Source organism: Candidatus Methanoperedens sp. BLZ2 (genome assembly GCF_002487355.1).
Lineage (GTDB): Archaea > Halobacteriota > Methanosarcinia > Methanosarcinales > Methanoperedenaceae > Methanoperedens.
Window position 1 is genome coordinate 30439 of record NZ_NTMG01000083.1, and the last position, 20737, is coordinate 51175.

The 20737-nt window shown below is 42.3% G+C and carries 28 protein-coding genes; 11 read left to right on the top strand and 17 right to left on the bottom strand.

Going from position 1 to position 20737, the window contains the following annotated elements; genetic code table 11:
* Positions 1 to 56: 56 nt before the first annotated feature.
* The 5 genes from CL181_RS20965 (at position 57) to CL181_RS18020 (ending at position 4738) form a co-directional block, all read left to right on the top strand.
* Positions 57 to 1505 (top strand): ATP-binding protein, encoded by a 1449-nt coding sequence (locus CL181_RS20965; protein ID WP_217993216.1) that lies wholly within the window; start codon positions 57 to 59, stop codon positions 1503 to 1505.
* On the top strand, positions 1502 to 1942 hold the full coding sequence (locus CL181_RS18005) for a response regulator (RefSeq protein ID WP_097300704.1): 441 nt from the start codon (positions 1502 to 1504) through the stop codon (positions 1940 to 1942). Before CL181_RS20965 ends, CL181_RS18005 begins: the two co-directional genes overlap by 4 nt.
* Before the next feature lie 26 nt (positions 1943 to 1968).
* Positions 1969 to 3231: a methanogen output domain 1-containing protein gene (locus CL181_RS18010; RefSeq protein WP_176505315.1), complete on the top strand. Its 1263-nt coding sequence runs from the start codon at positions 1969 to 1971 to the stop codon at positions 3229 to 3231.
* Between the two features lie 41 nt (positions 3232 to 3272).
* Positions 3273 to 4001, top strand: a complete 729-nt coding sequence (locus CL181_RS18015) for an ATPase domain-containing protein (protein ID WP_217993217.1) — start codon at positions 3273 to 3275, stop codon at positions 3999 to 4001.
* A 128-nt stretch (positions 4002 to 4129) separates the two neighbouring features.
* Positions 4130 to 4738, top strand: coding sequence for a hypothetical protein (locus CL181_RS18020; RefSeq protein ID WP_097300706.1), 609 nt, complete (start codon positions 4130 to 4132; stop codon positions 4736 to 4738).
* A gap of 1 nt (position 4739) precedes the next feature.
* On the opposite strand, the gene amrS is transcribed toward CL181_RS18020, so the two are convergent.
* The 5 genes from amrS to CL181_RS18045 all read right to left on the bottom strand — a co-directional run bounded on the left by amrS (position 4740) and on the right by CL181_RS18045 (position 10320).
* Positions 4740 to 5747 (bottom strand): AmmeMemoRadiSam system radical SAM enzyme, encoded by a 1008-nt coding sequence (amrS, locus tag CL181_RS18025; RefSeq protein WP_097300707.1) that lies wholly within the window; start codon positions 5745 to 5747, stop codon positions 4740 to 4742.
* A 78-nt stretch (positions 5748 to 5825) separates the two neighbouring features.
* Positions 5826 to 8093 carry a CDC48 family AAA ATPase gene (locus CL181_RS18030; RefSeq protein WP_097300708.1) on the bottom strand — a complete coding sequence of 756 codons (2268 nt, stop codon included), beginning with the start codon at positions 8091 to 8093 and terminating at the stop codon, positions 5826 to 5828.
* Positions 8094 to 8276: 183 nt separating this feature from the next.
* Positions 8277 to 8924: a 6-hydroxymethylpterin diphosphokinase MptE-like protein gene (locus CL181_RS18035; RefSeq protein WP_097300768.1), complete on the bottom strand. Its 648-nt coding sequence runs from the start codon at positions 8922 to 8924 to the stop codon at positions 8277 to 8279.
* A gap of 122 nt (positions 8925 to 9046) precedes the next feature.
* Entirely contained in the window at positions 9047 to 10060 is a 1014-nt protein-coding gene (locus tag CL181_RS18040; protein WP_097300709.1) for a transcription initiation factor IIB, read from the bottom strand.
* A 14-nt stretch (positions 10061 to 10074) separates the two neighbouring features.
* Positions 10075 to 10320 (bottom strand): H/ACA ribonucleoprotein complex subunit GAR1, encoded by a 246-nt coding sequence (locus CL181_RS18045; RefSeq protein ID WP_097300710.1) that lies wholly within the window; start codon positions 10318 to 10320, stop codon positions 10075 to 10077.
* Positions 10321 to 10461: 141 nt separating this feature from the next.
* On the opposite strand from CL181_RS18045, the gene CL181_RS18050 reads away from it, so the two are divergent.
* Together CL181_RS18050 and CL181_RS18055 are read left to right on the top strand one after the other, a co-directional pair.
* Entirely contained in the window at positions 10462 to 11133 is a 672-nt protein-coding gene (locus tag CL181_RS18050; protein ID WP_097300711.1) for an HVO_0476 family zinc finger protein, read from the top strand.
* Positions 11103 to 11732: a protein-L-isoaspartate(D-aspartate) O-methyltransferase gene (locus CL181_RS18055; protein WP_097300712.1), complete on the top strand. Its 630-nt coding sequence runs from the start codon at positions 11103 to 11105 to the stop codon at positions 11730 to 11732. The genes CL181_RS18050 and CL181_RS18055 overlap by 31 nt, the downstream gene beginning before the upstream one ends.
* On the opposite strand, the gene CL181_RS20680 is transcribed toward CL181_RS18055, so the two are convergent.
* Positions 11729 to 11887 (bottom strand): hypothetical protein, encoded by a 159-nt coding sequence (locus tag CL181_RS20680; protein WP_176505316.1) that lies wholly within the window; start codon positions 11885 to 11887, stop codon positions 11729 to 11731. The genes CL181_RS18055 and CL181_RS20680 overlap by 4 nt on opposite strands.
* A gap of 115 nt (positions 11888 to 12002) precedes the next feature.
* On the opposite strand from CL181_RS20680, the gene CL181_RS18065 reads away from it, so the two are divergent.
* On the top strand, positions 12003 to 13184 hold the full coding sequence (locus CL181_RS18065; RefSeq protein ID WP_097300714.1) for a bifunctional 5,6,7,8-tetrahydromethanopterin hydro-lyase/3-hexulose-6-phosphate synthase: 1182 nt from the start codon (positions 12003 to 12005) through the stop codon (positions 13182 to 13184).
* A 108-nt stretch (positions 13185 to 13292) separates the two neighbouring features.
* On the opposite strand, the gene CL181_RS18070 is transcribed toward CL181_RS18065, so the two are convergent.
* Entirely contained in the window at positions 13293 to 13475 is a 183-nt protein-coding gene (locus CL181_RS18070; protein WP_097300715.1) for a hypothetical protein, read from the bottom strand.
* A 115-nt stretch (positions 13476 to 13590) separates the two neighbouring features.
* Here CL181_RS18070 and CL181_RS18075 point away from each other — a divergent pair, with 115 nt between their 5' ends.
* Positions 13591 to 14109 (top strand): DUF367 family protein, encoded by a 519-nt coding sequence (locus CL181_RS18075; RefSeq protein ID WP_097300716.1) that lies wholly within the window; start codon positions 13591 to 13593, stop codon positions 14107 to 14109.
* Between the two features lie 36 nt (positions 14110 to 14145).
* Here the strand turns inward: CL181_RS18075 and CL181_RS18080 are convergent, their stop codons facing one another.
* The 7 genes from CL181_RS18080 to CL181_RS18100 all read right to left on the bottom strand — a co-directional run bounded on the left by CL181_RS18080 (position 14146) and on the right by CL181_RS18100 (position 17330).
* Positions 14146 to 14541 (bottom strand): nucleotidyltransferase domain-containing protein, encoded by a 396-nt coding sequence (locus tag CL181_RS18080; protein ID WP_097300717.1) that lies wholly within the window; start codon positions 14539 to 14541, stop codon positions 14146 to 14148.
* Between the two features lie 7 nt (positions 14542 to 14548).
* A complete protein-coding gene (locus CL181_RS21605) occupies positions 14549 to 14695 on the bottom strand; it encodes a HepT-like ribonuclease domain-containing protein (protein ID WP_369332922.1) in 147 nt (48 codons plus the stop codon).
* Positions 14696 to 14824, bottom strand: coding sequence for a hypothetical protein (locus CL181_RS21310; RefSeq protein WP_255251630.1), 129 nt, complete (start codon positions 14822 to 14824; stop codon positions 14696 to 14698).
* A gap of 84 nt (positions 14825 to 14908) precedes the next feature.
* On the bottom strand, positions 14909 to 15205 hold the full coding sequence (locus CL181_RS18085; RefSeq protein ID WP_097300718.1) for a Dabb family protein: 297 nt from the start codon (positions 15203 to 15205) through the stop codon (positions 14909 to 14911).
* 10 nt (positions 15206 to 15215) lie between these two features.
* Positions 15216 to 16001 (bottom strand): EFR1 family ferrodoxin, encoded by a 786-nt coding sequence (locus tag CL181_RS18090; protein ID WP_097300719.1) that lies wholly within the window; start codon positions 15999 to 16001, stop codon positions 15216 to 15218.
* 6 nt (positions 16002 to 16007) lie between these two features.
* Positions 16008 to 16967, bottom strand: a complete 960-nt coding sequence (locus CL181_RS18095) for a tyrosine--tRNA ligase (protein WP_097300720.1) — start codon at positions 16965 to 16967, stop codon at positions 16008 to 16010.
* Between the two features lie 147 nt (positions 16968 to 17114).
* Positions 17115 to 17330: an antitoxin VapB family protein gene (locus CL181_RS18100; RefSeq protein WP_097300721.1), complete on the bottom strand. Its 216-nt coding sequence runs from the start codon at positions 17328 to 17330 to the stop codon at positions 17115 to 17117.
* A gap of 252 nt (positions 17331 to 17582) precedes the next feature.
* On the opposite strand from CL181_RS18100, the gene CL181_RS18105 reads away from it, so the two are divergent.
* Both CL181_RS18105 and CL181_RS18110 read left to right on the top strand, forming a co-directional pair.
* Positions 17583 to 17771 carry a hypothetical protein gene (locus CL181_RS18105; protein WP_097300722.1) on the top strand — a complete coding sequence of 63 codons (189 nt, stop codon included), beginning with the start codon at positions 17583 to 17585 and terminating at the stop codon, positions 17769 to 17771.
* Positions 17768 to 18034, top strand: a complete 267-nt coding sequence (locus CL181_RS18110; protein WP_097300723.1) for a type II toxin-antitoxin system RelE/ParE family toxin — start codon at positions 17768 to 17770, stop codon at positions 18032 to 18034. Before CL181_RS18105 ends, CL181_RS18110 begins: the two co-directional genes overlap by 4 nt.
* Before the next feature lie 249 nt (positions 18035 to 18283).
* Here CL181_RS18110 and CL181_RS18115 read toward each other — a convergent pair whose 3' ends face one another.
* The 3 genes from CL181_RS18115 to CL181_RS18125 form a co-directional block, all read right to left on the bottom strand.
* Positions 18284 to 18463 (bottom strand): hypothetical protein, encoded by a 180-nt coding sequence (locus CL181_RS18115; RefSeq protein WP_097300724.1) that lies wholly within the window; start codon positions 18461 to 18463, stop codon positions 18284 to 18286.
* A gap of 121 nt (positions 18464 to 18584) precedes the next feature.
* Positions 18585 to 19565 (bottom strand): metal-dependent hydrolase, encoded by a 981-nt coding sequence (locus tag CL181_RS18120; protein ID WP_097300725.1) that lies wholly within the window; start codon positions 19563 to 19565, stop codon positions 18585 to 18587.
* On the bottom strand, positions 19565 to 20713 hold the full coding sequence (locus CL181_RS18125; protein ID WP_176505317.1) for an MFS transporter: 1149 nt from the start codon (positions 20711 to 20713) through the stop codon (positions 19565 to 19567). The genes CL181_RS18120 and CL181_RS18125 overlap by 1 nt, the downstream gene beginning before the upstream one ends.
* Between the last annotated feature and the right edge of the window lie 24 nt (positions 20714 to 20737).

The window sequence follows — 20737 nt, forward strand, 5'->3', positions numbered from 1 at the left end:
ATTTTTGATGACTATTTCCAGGTCAATAAGGATTTCCTGGATAACGAGGTAAGAGAATGGAACCCATACGCTTGCCGAAACTTAGTCTTTTAGCCAAATTTACCATAATCAGCTTTCTCATAACAGCTGCCATTGCCATTGCCCTTGGATGGGGCATCCAGCAGCAGATGGAACAAAATGCGCTTTCGCAAGCCACCCAGAACACTGCTGACCAGGTTTCCACTATTCTTAACCAGAAACTGCACCGGGCAGATTTCAATGGAACTCTTGACCCTGCCAGATATGAAGAGATTGATTCACTGATCCGGCAGAACGTACTCAATAAACATGTCGTCCGGGTAAAAATATGGAACCGTGAAGGTCTGCTTCTTTACTCGGATGAGAAAGAGCAAATAGGGCAAAGTTTCACTGATAATGATGAACTCAATGAGGCTCTTGCAGGCAAGATCGTGAGTGATGTTTCTCCGGAGAAAGAAGAAAACAAAGAAGAAAGAGAACAGTATGGAAGGCTTTTCGAAGTGTATGTACCCCTGCTACCCGCGGATTCCAATCAGGTGGCTGGCGCTTACGAAATATATCAGGACATGGACATGCTTGAACCTGGCATTGCCAGAATGCGTAACTTTGTATGGGGAAGCATCGGCCTTGGATTCCTTGTCCTTTATGGCTCGTTATTTGTTTTTGTACGCAACGCCTCAAGGGAACTTATCCACCGCAACAAGGAGAATGAGAGACTCTATGAAGAGACAAAGATGCAACTGGCAGAACTCCAGCGTGCTGAGAAAGAACTCCTCAAGCGCACAACAGAACTGGAATCAGCCAACAAAGAGCTTGAAGCGTTCAGCTATTCAGTTTCCCATGACCTGAGGGCGCCACTGCGGGCAATCGACGGTTTTTCCCGTGTTATGTTAGAGGAATATAATGATAAATTAGATGATGAAGGCAAACGATATTTGAATATAGTCAGGGACAACACGCAGAAAATGGGACAACTTATCGAGGATCTTCTCGCCCTGTCCCGTTTGGGGCGAAAAGAGATGCAGGTATCCAGGATAGATATGACTAAACTTGCAAAAACTGTGTTTGATGAGATCAAAGAAGCAAACCCCGGACGAAATATCCAGCTTGAAATAAAAACACTTCCACCTGCATATGGAGACCAGGCGATGATTCATCAGGTTCTCGTTAATCTTCTCTCAAACGCCATTAAATTCACACGATTTAAAGAAAAAGCTGTTATTGAGATCGGCAGCATTGTCCGAATGAATGAAATTGTCTATTATGTCAAAGACAACGGTGTCGGGTTTGATATGCAGTATTTAAATAAGTTGTTTGGAGTATTCCAGAGACTGCACAGCACCGAGGATTTCGAAGGAACCGGAGTGGGACTTGCCATAGTCCAGCGCATTATCCACAGGCATGGCGGAAAGGTATGGGCTGAGGGAAAAGTCAACGAAGGCTCAACATTTTATTTTAATCTTTCAGAAGGAGGAATGAAAAAATGACTGATATAAGTGAAGTGGAAATCCTTTTAGTAGAGGATAATCCGAACGATGCTGAGCTTGCACTAAGGGCTCTTAAGAAAAATAATATTGCCAATAAGATACATCATGTGAAAGATGGGGCAGAAGCCCTTGAATTTATTTATTGCACCGGAGCTTATGCAGGACGCAACATGATGAGAAAGCCAAAAGTGATATTTCTCGACCTGAAGCTTCCAAAAGTGGATGGCCTTGAGATTCTGCATAAGGTCAAGTCTGATGAGAGGACAAGGACGATACCGATTGTGGTATTGACATCTTCCCATGAGGAGCGGGATCTTGTAGAGAGTTATAAATTTGGCGTGAATAGCTACATAGTCAAGCCCGTGGAATTTGATAAATTCGCCCATGCAGTTGCACAGCTGGGAATGTACTGGATGTTACTGAATAAACAACCCTGATGAACCATATTATTGAAAATAACCTGATGAAAAATGAGCTTCGGATACTGATACTCGAAGATGATGAGGCAGATGCCGAGTTGATACAATACGAACTGAGAAAAGCAAACATTATATTCAAGTCGCAACGTGTCCAGACAAGAGATGCTTTCCAGAAGAAGCTCTTCGATTTTGAGCCTGACCTCATACTGGCGGATTATACACTTCCAGCATTCGATGGCTCTTCCGCATTGCGGATGGTTAAAGAAAAAAATCCGGATGTGCCTTTCATTTTTGTTTCAGGGACAATAGGTGAGGATTTTGCGATCGAATCACTAAAGAGCGGTGCAACGGATTATGTCCTTAAGGATCGCTTGTGCCGCCTTGTTCCTGCAGTGGATCGGGCTTTATCTGAGGTAGCAGAAAAGATCGAATACAGGAAAGCCCGAAAAGCCCTGGAAGAATCCGAGATGAAGTTCCGTTCCGTGGTACAGTCAGCCAATGATGCGATTATTTTGACAGATGGCAAAAATGACATTATTTTCTGGAATAAGGGCGCTACGGCAATTTTTGGCTATCTGGAAGACGAAGTACTGGGCAAATCCATACAACATATCATGCCATGGCGTGCGGACGGCATAATAGGAAAAACGATTGAGACATATGGGTTAAGGAAAGATGGCAGTAAAATTCCTCTTGAAATTTCAATTGCCACATGGAATACCGGGGACCAACAATTTTATAGTGTGATCATGCGCGACATCACCGAGCGCAAGAAGGCAGAGGATATTTTAAAAGAAAAAGCCAGGGCTGAACTGTACGGTTTTATTGTAAGTGCGCTGCCTGTCTTTGCAAGGGGTGTTCCCTCACAGGTGAGGAATAGTCTTGTGAAGAATTTTGCCGGGCGCTTCGAGAATAATAACAGACCGAGGTTCCAGGAAGAAATGAAAAGGCTGGGATACGGCCAAAATATGGAGAGTTACAGCAGCATTGAGGACACAAATAAAATCCTTGATATTTATCTGTCATGGCTTGCGGGATTATTTGCCAGCTTTGGTGTAGAGGTAATAAAAAAATTCCATAGCGCCAATAGTTCCCTTGAATTATTGAATTGCCCATGGAGATGCGAGGCAAGAGGTAATCCGATATTCTGCTTTATCTGCCGTACAATCGTGATGCGAAGCTTTACCTGGACCTTCTTTAAAGGAAGTGTCAACCAGAATTCCAGCATAGCAAGTGGTTCAAATATATGTGTTTTTGAAATTCATGTAAAATCTGCGTCGATTGAAGGTATTAAAAATGAGGTATAATTAAGATTGAAGGTATTAAAAATATTGAGGTATGATTAATTATGAATATGACGATGGAACGAATTAAGACAGGTATACCAGAACTTGATAACATCCTTGGCGGCTTTCCTGCAGGTAAAACAATTCTTATCACAGGGGATCCTGGAACGGGCAAGACGATATTCGGGATGGGGTTTGCAAAATCATGTTGTGAGCAGGGGATAAAGACCGCCTATATATCAACTGAGGAGAGCGCCTGCGATCTTCGTCTCCAGGGGAAATCATTCGGATGGGCTCTTGAAAGTTTTGAGGAGAAAGGCATATTAAAATTCATAGATATAACAGGAAAGAGGGCAGCAGAGATAAAGTCCGCATTAAGCATCAGCATGGATGCCCAAAAAGGCAATTTTGAGGATCTGATTGATAATTTGCCAGAAGGCACAAGGGTACTTATCATAGATAGTCTTGGAAACCATACTTCCAACCTCATGTCATTTGAATTCAGGGACAGGTTCGATCTTCTTGTCTACAATCTGGCCATTAAGGGAATTACGGCACTGATTATACTTGACAGTGTTACATCAAAGGAATTCAACGATATCGCTCTTTTCTCAGCATACGGCGCAATCCAGCTTATGAAAAAAGAGAACCCGTACACGGATCGAAGAGAAAGGGTCATGGATATCGTAAAGATGAGGAATACAAAGACACCAATACAGCTTATAACATATGAAATTGGCCCAAAGGGTATCGAGCTTATTTCGGCCAGTGATGTCCCTCCGGAACCTTGAACACTGCACAGAATATTGCAGCAAAAAAGGTTCACACATTTTTCACACGTTAGTTTATTTGTAACACACAACGCTATCTAAAAGAGAATAAAATTATTATACTGTTTCGAGAGCTGAATGAGTTTACGATGACAATGAAAGTCCTTACAAATGAAATAGCAGATATTGGTGTTGGCACACTGATAATTTTCATTGCAATGGTATTGGTTGCAGCCGTGGCGGCAATTGTGTTGATTTATTCAACAGGAGAGCTCCACCAGAAAGCAATAATTACATCTAAGGATGCTACTGCGACAATTGCAACAAATTTTCAAATCGAAAACGTAGTTGGAGACAGGGTAAACTCTACCATGCCAGGCCTTCAACCTGGTATCCAATCTTTGTTAATTCGAATCAAACCAGAGGTGGGGACTGAATCAATGGATCTAAGGCAAATAATGATAATCTTAAATGAACATCAGTTTTTGAATTATTCAAATAATAGTGATATGGTAAATACATTTGGCGCGTCCATCATACGCGATATTGATGGATCTTTTGCTGCGAATTATCCGGTTCTTAACAGTGGAGATTTAGTAGATATTAACGTTCATGCTCTCAATCATACAAATCCGATCCTTGTTCCAAGACAAACTATCTCAATATATATTAATCAGGAACGTGGGGCATCTATACATCTTGAAATAACAGCACCATACTCTTTTGGAATAGATAGATATATAAAACTTTATCCATGATCTATACGACGATCGGTATCATTTCCCCGCATTCCGGGCATTTCCCATCCTTGATCTTAACAGTACCCACCCTGAATCCCAGGCGGTCAATAAGCAGGGCATTGCACTTCGGACAATACGTATTCTCATACTTATGCCCACCAACATTTCCCAGATACACGAATCTCATCCCAACTTTTTTTGCGATATTATAAGCCATCTCAAGAGTATCAAGAGGCGTGGGATTAATGCCATTCATCTTATACATTGGATGGAATCTCGTAAAATGCATAGGCGTGTCCATACCCAGGTTATCATGCACCCACCGCACGATTTGTGTAATTTCCTCAGATGAATCGTTCTTTGTGGGTATGATAAGCGTTACAGTTTCCACATGCATTCCCAGTTCCTTAGCCAGCTTTGTTGATTCAAGGACTGGAGCCAGCCTTGCGCCGCAGGTTTTCCTGTAGAAATCCTCGGAAAATGATTTAATATCCACGCGGTAGGCATCAAGATATGGTGCCATTCTTCGAAGCGCCTCAGGGGTGATGTAGCCGTTTGTCACATACACCGTTTTTAGCCCCGCCTTTTTCGCAAGCACCGCGCTGTCAAAAGTATATTCATGCCAGATGGCGGGCTCATTATATGTCCAGGAGATCGATTTTGACCCGTATGCCAGCGCCCGGTTGATTGCGGCTTCAGGTGTTATCTCCATCGTATAAGATTCTTCCGGATTAACCTGGGAAATATTCCAGTTCTGGCAGTGCTCGCATCTGAAATTACACCCTATTGACCCCAGGGAATACGAAAGCGTACCTGGCAGGAAATGATAAAGCGGCTTTTTCTCGACAGGGTCAACTGCTTCACTCGAAACGACATTGTATATCAGCGTGTAGATTTTTCCGTTCCTATTTTGTCTTGTCCTGCATATCCCTACTTTACCTTCTGTAATAGTACACCTGTGAGAACAAACATGACATTTCACTTTTTTGTCCGCAAGCTCATCAAATAGTACCCCTTCCTTGATCATCACTTATCACTCCTCATTAAGATTTATATATTTAATATTTATTATAATTTATATTATTATAATCTATATATCTCAGGTTTATACATATATCCCCGGCCTGGTTTCTATCTGTTTTGAGCGTTTCTTTCGCAGATCATCCTTGATCTTTTCATAATAGCTCATTATATCAGGCGTGACAGACGGTCCGGTCTCTTCAATTGCAGAAAGGAAATGCTTGTGGCTCACTTTTTCTGCGTTTATATTCTCTCGCATCGCAATGCGTCCCGCTTTCTTGCACACAGCGGCAATATCCGCACCTGTATAATCCTGGGTTATCCTCACAAATTCCCCCAGATTCACATCATCAGAGAGCGCCATTTTCTTCGTATGGACTTTAAAAATCTCTAATCTTGTCCTGGGATCAGGAACAGGAACAAGTATCATCTCATCAAACCTTCCGGGCCGCAAGAGCGCAGGGTCGATTATATCAGGCCGGTTTGTCGCACCGATTATCACAACTCCCCTGAGTTCCTCAAGACCATCAAGTTCTGAGAGCAATTGATTCACAATTCGCTCTGTTGCAAGTGGCTCGCCCTCGGCAGTTCCTCTTACAGGCGCAATAGCATCAAGCTCGTCAAGGAATATTATAGCAGGTGCGACCTGGCGCGCTTTCTTAAAGATCTCAGCTATATGCTTTTCAGATTCGCCATACCATTTTGATAAAATATCGCTCCCCTTTACGGTCATAAAGTTTGCCTCGCTTTCATAGGCAATAGCTTTAGCCAGAAGCGTCTTTCCAGTGCCAGGGGGCCCATACAGGAGAACGCCTTTTGGTGCTTCAACCCCTATCCGCTTGAATGATTCGGCATACCGCAGCGGCCATTCCACAGCCTCAGAAAGCAGATCTTTAACACTCTCAAGTCCGCCTATGTCATTCCAGGAAACATTTGGCACTTCAAACAATATTTCACGAAGGGCTGATGGCTGTATTTCCTTCATTACGTCTTCAAAATCCGAAGCATTAATAATGAGTTTATCAAGCGTCTCTTTGGATATGACCTTCAGTTCAAGGTCAATTTCAGGAAGAACTCTTCGAAGAGAGGTCATTGCAGCCTCGCGGCATAATGCTGCGATATCTGCGCCCACAAAGCCATAAGTGCGATCCGCAAGTTTATCAAGACTGACATCTTCAGCAAGAGGCATACCGCGTGTGTGTATCTGGAATATCTCGTGCCGCCCTTCCCTGTCAGGTGCCCGAAGCTCTATCTCACGGTCAAACCTGCCCGGACGGCGAAGCGCCATGTCAAGAGCTTCAGGACGGTTTGTCGCCCCGATGACGATCACATTCTTCCTTGATTTCAGGCCGTCCATAAGAGAAAGAAGCTGAGCCACGACCCGGCGCTCCACCTCGCCTGTTACTTCGGCTCGTTTTGGTGCAATGCTGTCGATCTCGTCAATGAAGATTATGGCAGGGGCATTTTTTTCGGCCAGATCAAAAGCTTCACGAAGCTTGTGTTCGCTTTCCCCGTAATATTTTGACATTATCTCAGGACCATTGATCGTGATAAAATACGCCTCACTTTCGTTTGCCACGGCTTTTGCAAGCATGGTTTTTCCTGTTCCAGGCGGCCCGTGAAGAAGCACTCCTTTTGGGGCATCAATACCCAGCCTGTTAAAAAGCTCAGGGTGCTTAAGAGGCAGTTCAATGATCTCCCTGATCTTACTCAGGGCAGGTTTTATACCGCCAAGGTCTTCATACATTACCTCAGGCAGTTCTGCAGGAAGCTCAACAGCTTCAGGCAAAAGCTCCACTTCAGTGACATCGGTTATCTTGACTATCCCGGCAGGAGATGTTGAAAAAACATGCAGTTTTATCTCGCCAAGTCCAAATGAGCCGCCAAAGAATTCCGGGAATACCTGTTCGAACATTACATCCGTGCCCATTGATTCCCTCGGCCGCCTGACGCTTGTTGTCGATATGATGTCTCCCTTTGAGACCGTCCTGTTATGAAAAATTGCACGAAGACTTTCAGCTGGCGCATAAATATGAATATTCTTTGTCACCGGGGCAAGTGTGACTTTTTTTGCTTCTTTCCATTCTGCTACTGAAACTTCCACATATTCCCCGAGGCCTGTCCTGGCATTTGTACGTATAAGGCCGTCCATTCTTATGACATCAAGCCCTTCATCCTGCGGATATGCCCTTCCAACCACAGCAGATGTAGAATGCTGCTCTCCTTTTATCTCAACTACATCAAAAATATTGATACCTATTAAGTTCCGATACTTTTCATCAATCCGGACGATCCCTTTTCCTACATCCCGCTGGTCTGCCTCAACTACTTTCAACCTAATTGATTTTTCCATATTACCCCGTATTAGTTGTTATTTTATTAAACCTGTTAAACTAAACTCTTATTATGTGACTACCATTATAATATTTGGTGAAATTATTATGGAAAGCCATACAATCATACAATTATAGATAGCTACCTTAAAGAAGAAATAATTAATGGATTAAAACAGGTGAAATCAATAATAAATGATTTCTCAAAGATTGATCATATCTATTAATCTCTCTGCCCATACGAGTTTTTTCTTCTTAAGAGGAGTTACGTTCGTATCTTTAAAATCAAATCCGATCAATGTGATTGACTTTGCTCCCATTTCCTTTGCAATAAAAACGCACCTGTCACCATCAGTGAAACCACCAAAATTATAGACATTGTTAAGGGGCTTTGATTGCGTAGTTCCTATCACTCTTTTCAGGCGCGGTAACTCTTCACCCAGCGTATCAATGTTATCACCATGGGCATGCACAACCATTATGGCGCCAAGTTCGTTGGCTTTTGCTTCATCGTCCATATTGCCATCAAGGTCTGTAACGATTATATCCGGGGTAATTCCGTTGTTCATCAGAACACTGGTTGCACCGTCAGCAGCCATTACCACATATTTTTTAAAATCAATTTTTTTTATATCATCCTTAAGACAGGGCGCTTTGCCGCATACAAGAATATCCTTTACATTGATAGCCTTTTGCAGTAATTCGATCTCAATAACATCAGGGGGTTTTTTCCTTGCCTTTGTTTCAAGCATTTTTGAAAGCAGGCGAGCAGAATTTTCATCATATATCCTGTCAAAATGCATATCTTCAAGGATCAGTTTATATATCGGTTCCCATTCCTCAAATTTCATATTAAAACGATGAAAAATAATTATAGTAAAAGCAAATGAACGCATATTTGTTAACCTTATCTGCGTTCATCTGTGTTTATCTGCGGTTCGTTCTTGATTTTTATGCTATCGGTTTTTCATCCTCAGAGGATAATTTCAATATCCAGTTCCTCAGCCAATTCCTTGTAGCGGTTCCTTATTGTCACTTCAGTTATGCCTGCGACTTCGGCAACTTCGCGCTGTGTTCTCCTGTCACCGCACAGGATCGAGGAAATATAAATTGCTGCGGCAGCAACACCTGTAGGGCCTCTTCCGCTTGTAAGTTCTTTTTCGGATGCCTGCCTCAGGATCTCTACGGCCTTTGACTGGACTTCTCCGCGAAGAGTGAGTCCTGAGCAGAAACGCGGCACATAATCAATTGGCGATGTCGGGACAAGCTTCAGGCCAAGTTCTCTTGAGATGAACCTGTATGTTCTTCCGATCTCTTTCCTGCTTACTCTTGAAACTTCTCCGATCTCATCAAGGGTCCTGGGAACATTGCACTGCCTGCATGCTGAATACAAAGCTGCTGCTGCAACGCCCTCAATGCTTCTTCCCCTGATAAGGTTCTTATCAACGGCTTTTCGATACACGACGGCTGCTGTCTCTCTCACGTTCTGGGATAAACCGAGCGCTGATGCCATTCTGTCAAGTTCTGATAATGCAAATGCAAGGTTCCTCTCGGTCGCATTGCTTACACGTATGCGGCGCTGCCATTTCCTGAGGCGGTATAACTGCGCCCTGCTTTTACTGGATATGGATTTCCCATATGAGTCCCTGTTTCTCCAGTCTATCATAGTGGATAATCCTTTATCATGAATAGTGTAGGTCATTGGCGCACCGACACGAGACCGTTTCATTCTCTGGTCATGGTCAAAAGCTCTCCATTCCGGACCCTGGTCAATAAAGTCTGCATCAACTACAAGGCCGCATTCATTGCAGATAAGTTCAGCCCTTTCATAGTCATGAACAAGGGCGTGGCTCTTACATTCGGGGCACTCCACCGTTGCTTTCTCGAACTGACCGACCTTTTCTTTTTCTTTCTTCTGCCTGATGCCTTCTTTTATTTTCTCTCGTTCGGTCTTCTCAATTTCCTTTACTTTTTCAATTTCTACCATTTCACACCTTTCCTTTATGCCAAATAGACTCTTTCCTTTTTTAATTTCGTTATTTCCGAGTCTTTGATTTCATTGAATAACTTGATAGATATGTAGGGATTCTTCTCCGGACCAAATAGTTCTTTTACCCTGCCTATCCTTTTCATAGTTTTTGTAATAACCATTGAATTCGGGTATAGGGCATTTGATTCAAGTGTTTTATCGGCGCGTACTATCAGTATATTATCGATAGAATGAAGAACAGTTCCTAATCTTTTCAATTTTTACCTCAGCGAAAGAGTTATATATTCAAATATGTAGTATATAAGCGTATCGCTTACTATTTATTTGTTATGGTCAATAATAAAGTTTTTTATGTCCTAAAAGAATATTTATATCAATCAAGCCTCTTATATGATCATATGGAATATATCGAAACAACATGCCCTTCATGCTCACCAGATACAGAAGTTAACCATATTATCCTTAAAGGGAGGAAAGAAGAATTATTGCAGTGCCAGGAATGTAAGTCGGTCCATAAGGAGAAAAAACCACAAAATTTACTGGTAAGGGTGATTGTAAGCAAGGGAAAAGAATCAGTTCATACAAGAGCAGTGCTTTCCGGTATTATACGAAAAGACGATGAGATCCTTATAGATGATGAAACAACGGGTGAAGCGTATCTTGTAAAAATAACTTCTATAGAAGGTAAAGATAAAAGACTGGATGAGGCGAATGCAGACGTTATTAAAACGATATGGGCAAGGGCAATAGATGAAGCCATTGTGAAATTTGCAATAAGCCACAGGGAAACCACAGAGTCCGTATCTATGCGAGTACCGGGTGACAGGGAATTTGTTATCGGGGATAAAGTGGAAGTAAACAACCGGAAATTAAAGATAGTACGGATAAAAATAAGGGATGGCGGATTTAAGAGCAGAAAAGGTGTCTCTATCAAAGCAAAATATATAAAGCGGATATATGCTGATTCCGGTATCAAGGAACCTAAACGATTTTCAAGGGCGAAAGGAGAGCGTGTTGTGATCAAAAAGAGGGAGTCATTATGGAGTTTGAGGTCAAAAGTAACCAGCTGATCGAGGAATTGAGGCAGCACGGGATACGTGAACGTGTGCTTGGTGCGATGAAAAGCGTCCACAGGCATCTTTTTGTTCCTGAAAGAGAACAGGAGAATGCATATGGCGATTACCCATTAATGATAGGTTTCAATCAAACGATATCGGCCCCTCACATGGTTGCGATAATGTGCGATCTTCTCGATATAAGGGATGGAATGAAGGTTCTTGAGATCGGAGCAGGGTCCGGATATCATGCTGCTGTCATGGCAGTACTCGCAGGCAGCGGGCATGTTTATACTGTTGAAAGGATCGAACCCCTGGCATTACTTGCCCGCCAGAACTTAAAAAAAGCAGGTATTGAAAATGTGACTGTGATCGTTGGGGATGGATCGCTTGGTCTTCCCGAATATGCACCATATGACAGGATAAGTGTCGCTGCCGCATCTCCTGAAATACTTGATACCCTGACTGACCAGCTTAAAATCGGGGGAAAATTGATCATACCTGTAGGAAAAAATTATCAGGAATTATATCTTGTTACGAAGACCGATGGTTTGAAAAAAGAAGTGAAAGGGGACGTAGTATTTGTACCCCTTGTCGGAAAAAAAGGGTTTTAAAGCGAACGAAGTTCACCTGATTGGATTTTCTCGACCAGTTTGTTCCATTCATTCTTTTTCAATCTGACTATATTCGTATCTTCTCCGATCAATACTTCATCACCGACTGTTTCAACAGCCGGGCAGCAGCTTTTTTCACAAATATAAACTTTCATTTTATCACCTGATACAACTAAGCATGCAAAGATATTAATGTTTTTCATTTTTTATGATTTTTTCTCCAGAAATACATAAATACCAAACAATCAATCTAAGGCCAGAGGTACGATAATGTTTTTAATAGGTGAAGCTTTAATTGGAGAAGCACCGGAACTTGCTCACATTGATTTGATGATCGGAGAGAAATCAGGCCCTGTCGGACAGGCGTTTGCGAATGGTTTTACACAGCTTTCTATGGGACATACTCCCCTTCTTTCAGTAGTAAGGCCAAACCTTCTTGCAAAACCTGCAACACTTATTGTGCCAAAGGTCACTGTCAAGAACATGGCCCAGGCAGCCCAGATATTCGGACCTGCACAAACCGCCGTGGCAAGAGCCGTGGCAGATTCCGTTGAGGAAGGCGTAATACCAGAAGACCAGGTTGAAGATCTCAGTATTGTTGTAAGCGTTTTTATCCATCCTGAAGCAAAGGATTACAATAAAATATACCGTTACAATTACGGCGCCACAAAGCTTGCAATAGAACGCGCAATGCAGGGATTCCCGGATGTGAAGACCCTCATGTACGAGAAAGACAGGACCATGCACCCGATCATGGGATTCAAGGTCGTCAGGTTATGGAACCCGCCTTATCTGCAGGTTGCATTTGATATGCCGGATATCGAAGCTGTCAAGAATATCCTGAAACAGGTGCCACAGAGCGACCATCTTATCATAGAAGCGGGAACGCCTCTTATCAAGAGATATGGTGTCAATGTAGTACAATCTATTAGAGAGGCACGTCCGAATTCTTTTATTGTAGCTGATCTAAAGACACTTGATACAGGCAATCTTGAGGCGCGCATGGTCGCAGATGCAACTGCTGATGCAATTGTAATCTCAGGACTTGCGCCGATCTCCACTATCGAAAAAGCGATAATAGAAGCGAGAAAGACCGGTATTTATGCAGTCATCGATATGCTCAACGTTGATAAGCCGTTGTCAGTAATAAAAGGCCTCTCTGTCAAACCACATGTTGTGGAACTGCACAGGGCAATTGACACTGAAGGAAAGGCAGAACATGCATGGGGCGACATTTCAGCAATGAAGAAATTATCCGAGAGGCTGCTTGTGGCAGTTGCTGGCGGCATCCGTGTGGATACTGTTAAGGAAGCCTTAAAATCAGGCGCAGATATAATCGTTGTTGGACGAGCTATCACAAAAGCAAAAGATGTGAGATCTATGACAGAGCAGTTCATCGAAGAAATGAAGCAGCCTGAGATAGACCAGTACAGGATAATGACGGACTTTTAAAAGAAGTACGAATATAACAATACAATATAACTTTAGAGGTTGGGCATAAAGCCCTTCCTCTATATCCGTCATTTAAACAGGCTATTGTGGTTGCATTATTTTAAATACTTAATATTCACTTACAGCTGCTTCTAAGCGATCTTCCATGGATATAAAGAAATCCTGAGGGGTACTCATTCTATTTCTTGAAACCTGTTCATCTAATCTTTTAAGCAACAGCTTATCCATATCGGATAGATAGTATGCTCTCTCATTGAATATTTCGTCCATGGTGTCTTCATTAACGCCCATTTTTCTCACCGGTTAAGCATTTATTTTTTCTGAATATATAGTTTTTCCTTGACAGAAACTTTTTTTGACTGAATGCATAAATGATAATAACAAGCTGTCACATCAACTAACTATTATGCTTCGTCTTCATTTTTATCATGCCGACCAGTGCGACCCCAAAAAATGCACCGGGAAAAAGCTTGCAAGGTTCGATCTTGCAAAGCTCCATAAAAATCCAGGAACACTCCCCAGGCAGGCGATATTTCTTGATCCCTTCGCAGAGCAGGCGCTTTCTCCCGCTGATAATACAAAAAATGGCATAGTGGTTCTTGACTGCTCATGGGCAGAAGTGGAACGCGTGTTCCCGGTCCTTCAAAGACTTATGATGAAACACCGCGCACTTCCGTTCCTGCTTGCGGCAAATGCGGTGAATTTCGGGAAGCCTTTTAAATTAAGCACGGTGGAGGCTTTTGCTGCGGCGCTTTATATACTCGGAGAAAAGGAGCAGGCAGCGCTCATACTCAATAAATTCAAATGGGGTCCCGTATTTATTGAATTGAACCTTGAACCTCTTGAGAGGTATTCAAAAGCAAAGGACAGTACTGAGGTTGTGAAAATCCAGAGCGATTATTTAGTTGATGATATACAGGAATAAGATCGCTGCTTTTGGGAAATCAAATCTTCAATACTCTCATCCCAGAATTTCAGCCATTTCCGCAGGGGTTACTTTTTGCCTCATCGCCTGGTCTTCCCAGAGTTTCCTGAAATAATAGAAATATTCGTACAATTCATAAACATCTTTTGCATAAATTATCTGGTTATTTTCTATGATATTGATCTGAATATAAAGAGGTAATTCTTCAAAAAACCTGACGTCATATTTTTTTGAAAATACATCCAGTTTCCTGTATATTTCATTCAGTAAACCCAACTTGTCTTTGCATGAAGGTGAAATTATACAGATATCAATATCGCTTCTCTGCGTCTCCTCGCCTTTTGCCACTGATCCGTAAAGCAGGATAGCAAGAATATCATCCCGCAAAGACAGGAAAAGAAAGTCTTTCTTTATAGTTTTGATCTCAACCATATCCCGATTACCTCTGAAAAATCCGAATTTTTTCAAATAGCAGGTCGATATTTGTGTAGTCATCCTTCGGAATCAATTTTAAGTCTTTACATGCCATTGCAGCAATATCAAAAGATGCTTCCACCAGTTCCTGGAATGCTTTATAAACCGCCAGTCAGGTCTTTTTATCCTCAATAAAATCAGAAGGATCAAAGCCTGAAACCCATTCTTCAATATCCTGTCTTCTTTCAGAAATGAAGTTCATTTTATCTTTGTATCTTCTAATACGTTCGATATCCATCATATCTCCAGCTTTATTTAAGTTATTATAACCAATAAACTATATGATGATTATCTTTTATTTCCAGGGTTTTGAGTAAATTGGTGCCTATTTTGATTCGAAATCCACAGCGATCGCAGATTCCTTTGCAGCCATTATATATTTTGCCACTTCCAGATGGACTGGATGAACCTGGTATGCCTGCAAGTCATCCATTGAATCAAACTTCGTAATAAGTGCGATGTCATACGATCTCTCGGAGTGGAGAACATCGGTACCGACTTCCAGGTAGCGCAATACAGGGATTTTACCTTTACCTTTCAAACCCAGCAGGACGTCCCTTGCTTTTTCGATGCTCTGGGGGCTTTTATCTTTCAATTTAAAAAGGACAACGTGCGTGATCATAATAACTCCATCAGACTTCCAATTTCTCCTTTAACTGATTAATAGGTTCTGGATAGTGCCCTGCTTTCCTGTATTTTGTAGTGTAGATTGCCTTTTCAGGGCAATGATTGTAGCATCTCCAGCAAGCATAGCATCTGGCTGTATCGAAAACCGGCTTAGGGGAACATTTGATGGCTTCATAGGGACATAATCTCTCGCACAGCCCGCATTCGATACACAGCGCCTCATCGACGAATTTTTCTCCCATATCCTTGCGTGCTTTCGTAACAGAAAACGCTGGCACCAGGCGGTTCAATAAACCCGGCCATATATTTTTTCGCTTAAGTTCCCTGTCAGCAGATATAAGCCGGTCTAATTCATAGATAAATTTGTTAAACCTGCGCATTTCTTTTTCATTCGGAGCCTTCTCGTTACCCATGCCCCTCACTATCATGGGAGGATAGCTTTCAGGCGTATGAAGGGAATGCCCGGCGATAACAAAAAAACCCTTTTCAGTGACAAGTTTATCAAGGATTAAAAGTGTCTTTCCACTCATGAAACCATATGTATTGAACACGAATGCAGGCTTGTCATCCTGCTGCGGCAGTTTTTCCACGAAAGCCTGGATAATATCCGGAATTCTCCCGTAATTCGTGAAGGCGGCAAACCCGGCGATATCGTATTTTTCAAGGTCAGGAATGCCTCCTGTTATGATATCAAAAAGATCAAACTCGATGTTTTTCATCTTGCCAGCGATGTACCGGCATGCTAATTGCGTATTTCCTGAGCCTGAACAATAACAAATGATGCCTTTCATCTGGAGTTACTTCGCCACCATCAGCTTCCTTACAGGCTCAAGTATTTCGTTCATATACTCAGCCGCCGCCGTCTTCAAATCCATGGGATGCAGCGCCTTTGCAGCAAAATCAGCCTCAAGCGCCTCGTAACTGCTAAATTGCAGGTTGCCGCCGAATTTTTCGGGGCGCTTTATCACGATATCGGGATAGCGCGGCGTGATATGATACTTAAAAAGGGCAAGTACGGGGTTATCCTTCACTTCACCCTCCACGCAGAAAGCGCCTTTCATTTTCTTCTTCATATCCTCAACCGAATCATCAACCGAAATATAATTACCTTTGCTCGATGACATCTTCTTGCCGTCAAGACCAGGAAGAATTGGCGTGTGGATGCAAACAGGCGCCTTATAGCCGAGCTCCGGCAAACCTTCACGCGCCAGCATGTGGATCTTACGCTGATCGATGCCTCCCACTGCAACGTCAACGCCAAGATGAGCTATATCAAGAGCCTGCATAATTGGATAGATCATCTGGGATACTTTGGGGTCTTCGGAATTCCTGCTCACTTCATCCATGCTTCGGCGCGCCCGGTTAAGCGTGGTAGTGCGGGCAAGTTTAAGGACATCAAGCATGTATTCCGAACTGAGCTGGTATGAGGAGCCCAGCACGAAGTTCGTGTTCTTTTCATTAAGGCCAAGAGCAATAAAACATCTTTTGTTGTAATCAGCGATCTTTTGGACTTCATCCATAGTCCCTTTCTCATTAAGGTAAGCATGTACATCTGCAAGAAGCACCGTAATTTTGAAACCTGCCTGCTGGAGGTCAAGGAGCTTATTGACTGTTAGCACATGGCCCATGTGAATTTTCCCGCTGGGTTCATAGCCTACGTATGCAGTCGGTTGTTTTTCTGAATTGACCAGTGCTTCAAGCTCTTCTTTTGTTACAATCTCTTCTGTATTTCTTGTGATAAGCGCCAATTTGTCCATGATCGCAGATTCCTGTTACCTCAAAACCTGCGGTTCTATGTCAGGCAAGCACATAAACTCTACGATTATAAAGATCATTCTTTACGAATTGGCGTTCTCTGATATGGATTTTGGAATGTTCAATAATAACATCAGTATCAGCAAGGATCAATATCTGATCTCCTTTCTTTTATCAGATAACTCTTTCAAAAGAGCTTCTTTATTCCTGAATTCAACAGAGCCTCTCAATTCTTTAAGTTTATCAATATTTCTTCGCGATTTCACGAGCCGTTCAAAAAAATTGCTGAAGCTCTCGTTTGAACCCTTTATCGAGAGAAGCATTTTGTAAATATCTTCGCGTATTGTTATGGTCTTGGCTGTCATAAGTAAACATATGTTTAAACATATATTTAAATTAAAGCGCAGACAGCTTGCGATATGTCCTTCGCACCTGTCCGGGCTTCGCGCATCCCGCACGCGTCGGGGTCTGAAAGCGGGGGAAGGCTCGGGTTAGTACGGCGCACATCTGGCGCATATAGATTAATAGTGAAAATGAATCGGCCGACCTGATGAAGTGCTGCCTTTTATATTTGCTATGGAAAATCCTTATAAGGTTTAAAATATTAATGATATTGCATGGTAACCGAAACAGTGGCTGAATTGAGAAAGATTCGCACCGACCTTGATATGCTTACGAATTTATATTCTAAACTTGTTGATAGGCTGATCCCGGAAGAAGAACCTGAAGCTGAAGACCTTAAGGCGATAAGGAGCAAAGATAGAATAGCTTCGGAAGCCGAATTACTAAAGGTATTGGATGCATGACATTTGAAATAAATATCAAAGACAAATCTTTGAAATTTATTTCTTCATTGCAAAAACATGACAGGGCGCGCCTCAAAGAGGCAATGCTTGCCCTGAAGGAAGACCCGGTTCCCATAAAATCCCTTGATATCACCAAACTAAAGAGTGAAAAGAATAAGTATCGTATCCGTAAAGGTAAGTTCAGAATTGTTTACGAAGTTATCTGGGAACAAAAGGTTATCCTTATCCACAGGGTTGATTTTAGAGGGAACGCTTATAAATAAGAATATCTGAACTCTCCCGAAGGCAACCTTCAAGTTTGGCGCGCCGCATTTGATCGTGTCCTGTGCGCCTGTCCGGGCTTCGCGCACGCGCCGGGTCTGCCAGCGGGGCTGTGTATACGAGGATGGGAATCCAGGTATAGGGATTAAAGTTCTTCCCATTCTTCCAGCGTAATTATTCTTCCGATGAGTTTTTCCAATTCTTTGATCATCATTTTTTTAATAAAAACCCTGCGTTTACATGGATTCCATTTAAGCATGAGCCTCAATGCCTTGCGGGATACCTGTATTGATATCCGGATGATCTATCACAGGCAAAGTATCGCTGTGCCGTATTTTGACGATAAGCCAGCCTTCAAGGACTGATTCAAGTTCTTTCTGGCACTCAAAAAGCGTATTTCCAAAAGCTTTGTTAATATATTCTATAAGCATCAGGATCACCAATTTTGCATTCTGTATTTTAACTTATCATCAAGATCTACTTTTTATGTTCCTATTTCATCCGTCCCTCTTATTTCATCGTATACAGAAATTACATTATGATTTTGCAGGTCTATTGTGCAACCGCTTTATTCCCGGTTACATTTATCATAAGTGAACCGAATCGGGCTCCGGCTCTTCTGAATGTTCCCGATATACCTCTCATTTGTACCTTCTGGATAGGGTCATAATATTCTAACGACCAGGTTTCATTACTGTAAGATGCATTAACAGCGACCGAATGCGCCCTCCACCTGAACATTTTTAACTGTGGAAGTTCATCAGCAAGACGAAGCGCATTATCAAGACCGTCTCCTCCTGAGATTACATTCAAACGCTGAAAAGTATCATTGTATTGTGATGTTCCCTTCAAACCATTATATTCGTATATTTCTATTTTTGTACTCTCTTCTTTCTGTGCATACCAGTTGAAGGGATCCATAGTTGGAAAAGATTTAATCGAAACATCATGAAAAAATTGCTCTGCGCTGCTTTTTTCTGTAAATCGCAGGGCGCCCAATCCGCCAGAAATAAGAAGTAAAATTATCAGGAATTTTGTGATCGCTCTGGTCTGGAAAGGCTTCCTGAATAGATATATTACCATTATCAAGCTGACTATTGTGAGATATATGTCCGTATAAAAGAACAATTCGGCAGAATATCTTGTTGCATCAAACGGGTAAAATAGCGGTACACCACCTGTTGTTGAATAATCAAGGGCCAGGTGGAAGATAATACCTGCAAAAGCATACACAATGTTCCGGCGCGAGAAAACTGGTTCAAAATGGATATACTTCTGAACTCTCTTCTTAATAGAGTTACTGGAAGCAAGATATAATACAATAACCCCGGTGAAAAACCCGAAAAAAATCGAATGGGTTATACCCCTATGGGTGATCAGGAAAAAAGTAGGATAGAGATATTGTATCAATAAAAGAAAAATATCAAAATCCGGGGCAATGCCACCGATAACAAAAGCTGTGATCTCCTCTTTCCTTTTTTTGAAATAATTCCCGAACAGATATGGAAATAGCGCATGAGTGAATAGATCCATTACATCCGCCTCGAAGCTTTTCCGTTACTGGCTATTAAAACGATCGCACCTGTTAACACTATCAGGCCGCCCAGTGTGTACATGACCCGGAAACCATAGTATTGCAGGACTAAACCCAGAATAATAGAACCTGCTCCTATTCCAAGATCAAAAGCTGCTGTAAATGTACCCATGGCAGCGCCGCGGCCCTTGTCACTCACTGTATCAACAAGATATGCCATAAGCGACGGATGCACAAGCCCAAAACCAAGACCGTAAAGAAGCGCCGCTGCAAGGAATTTTTCAAGTCCGCTTGCTGTCGATAAAACCCAGAGACTTGCGGAAATAAGAACCATCCCTGGTATTATTACATACTTTCTCCCTTTTATATCTGATAGTTTACCCGCAAGCGCCCTTACAAGAATGAGGGTCACAGCAAACACTGTAAAAAAAATACCCGGGTTTACTATTCCCTGTTTCTGGGCAAAAAGAGACAGAAACGAAACAATTGAACCATACGTTAATGAGACTGTGAACATAAGCGCCGATGGAAATAACGCTTCTGTGCTGAAAAGAGGAGTTTCCGGATGTACAACCATGGTTTCAGATATCGGAAGTGCAAGAAGCAAAGATAGAAGTGCAATGCCTGCGCCTATTGAAAAAAGAATGGAAAAATCATATGCCTGGAGCAGTATCATACTCAATGCAGGGCCTATCGCCATGGCAACGTTGGAGGCCATTCCAAATACGCCCATGGCCTCGCCTCTTCTGTTTGGAGGAGCGATATCAGCTATAAGAGTGGTTGCTGCGGTTGTTGCGGCACCCCAGCCGACCCCATGAAGAACCCTGAGGAGAAGTAAAGAGGTAACGCTTTTTGTATAATCATAAAGCAGCATTGATATCAGGAAAACAAGGAGGCCCACTATGAGAATTATTTTTCTTCCACGTCTGTCAACCTCCTGCCCTATGAACGGTCGAAGTGCCACTGCCGATATGGTAAAAACGCCTATGATCAATCCGATTTCGGATTCAGTACCGCCAATTTTCTGAATGTAAATCGGAAGGGTGATAAGAAGGAAATAAAAACTTGCGAACAGGGTAAATGTTGAAAGGCTTGTAAGGATAAAGTCCCTTGAGAAGAGTGTTTCCTTTTTCGCCGTTTTTTGCATGTAATGTTCTTTAATGAAATTCAT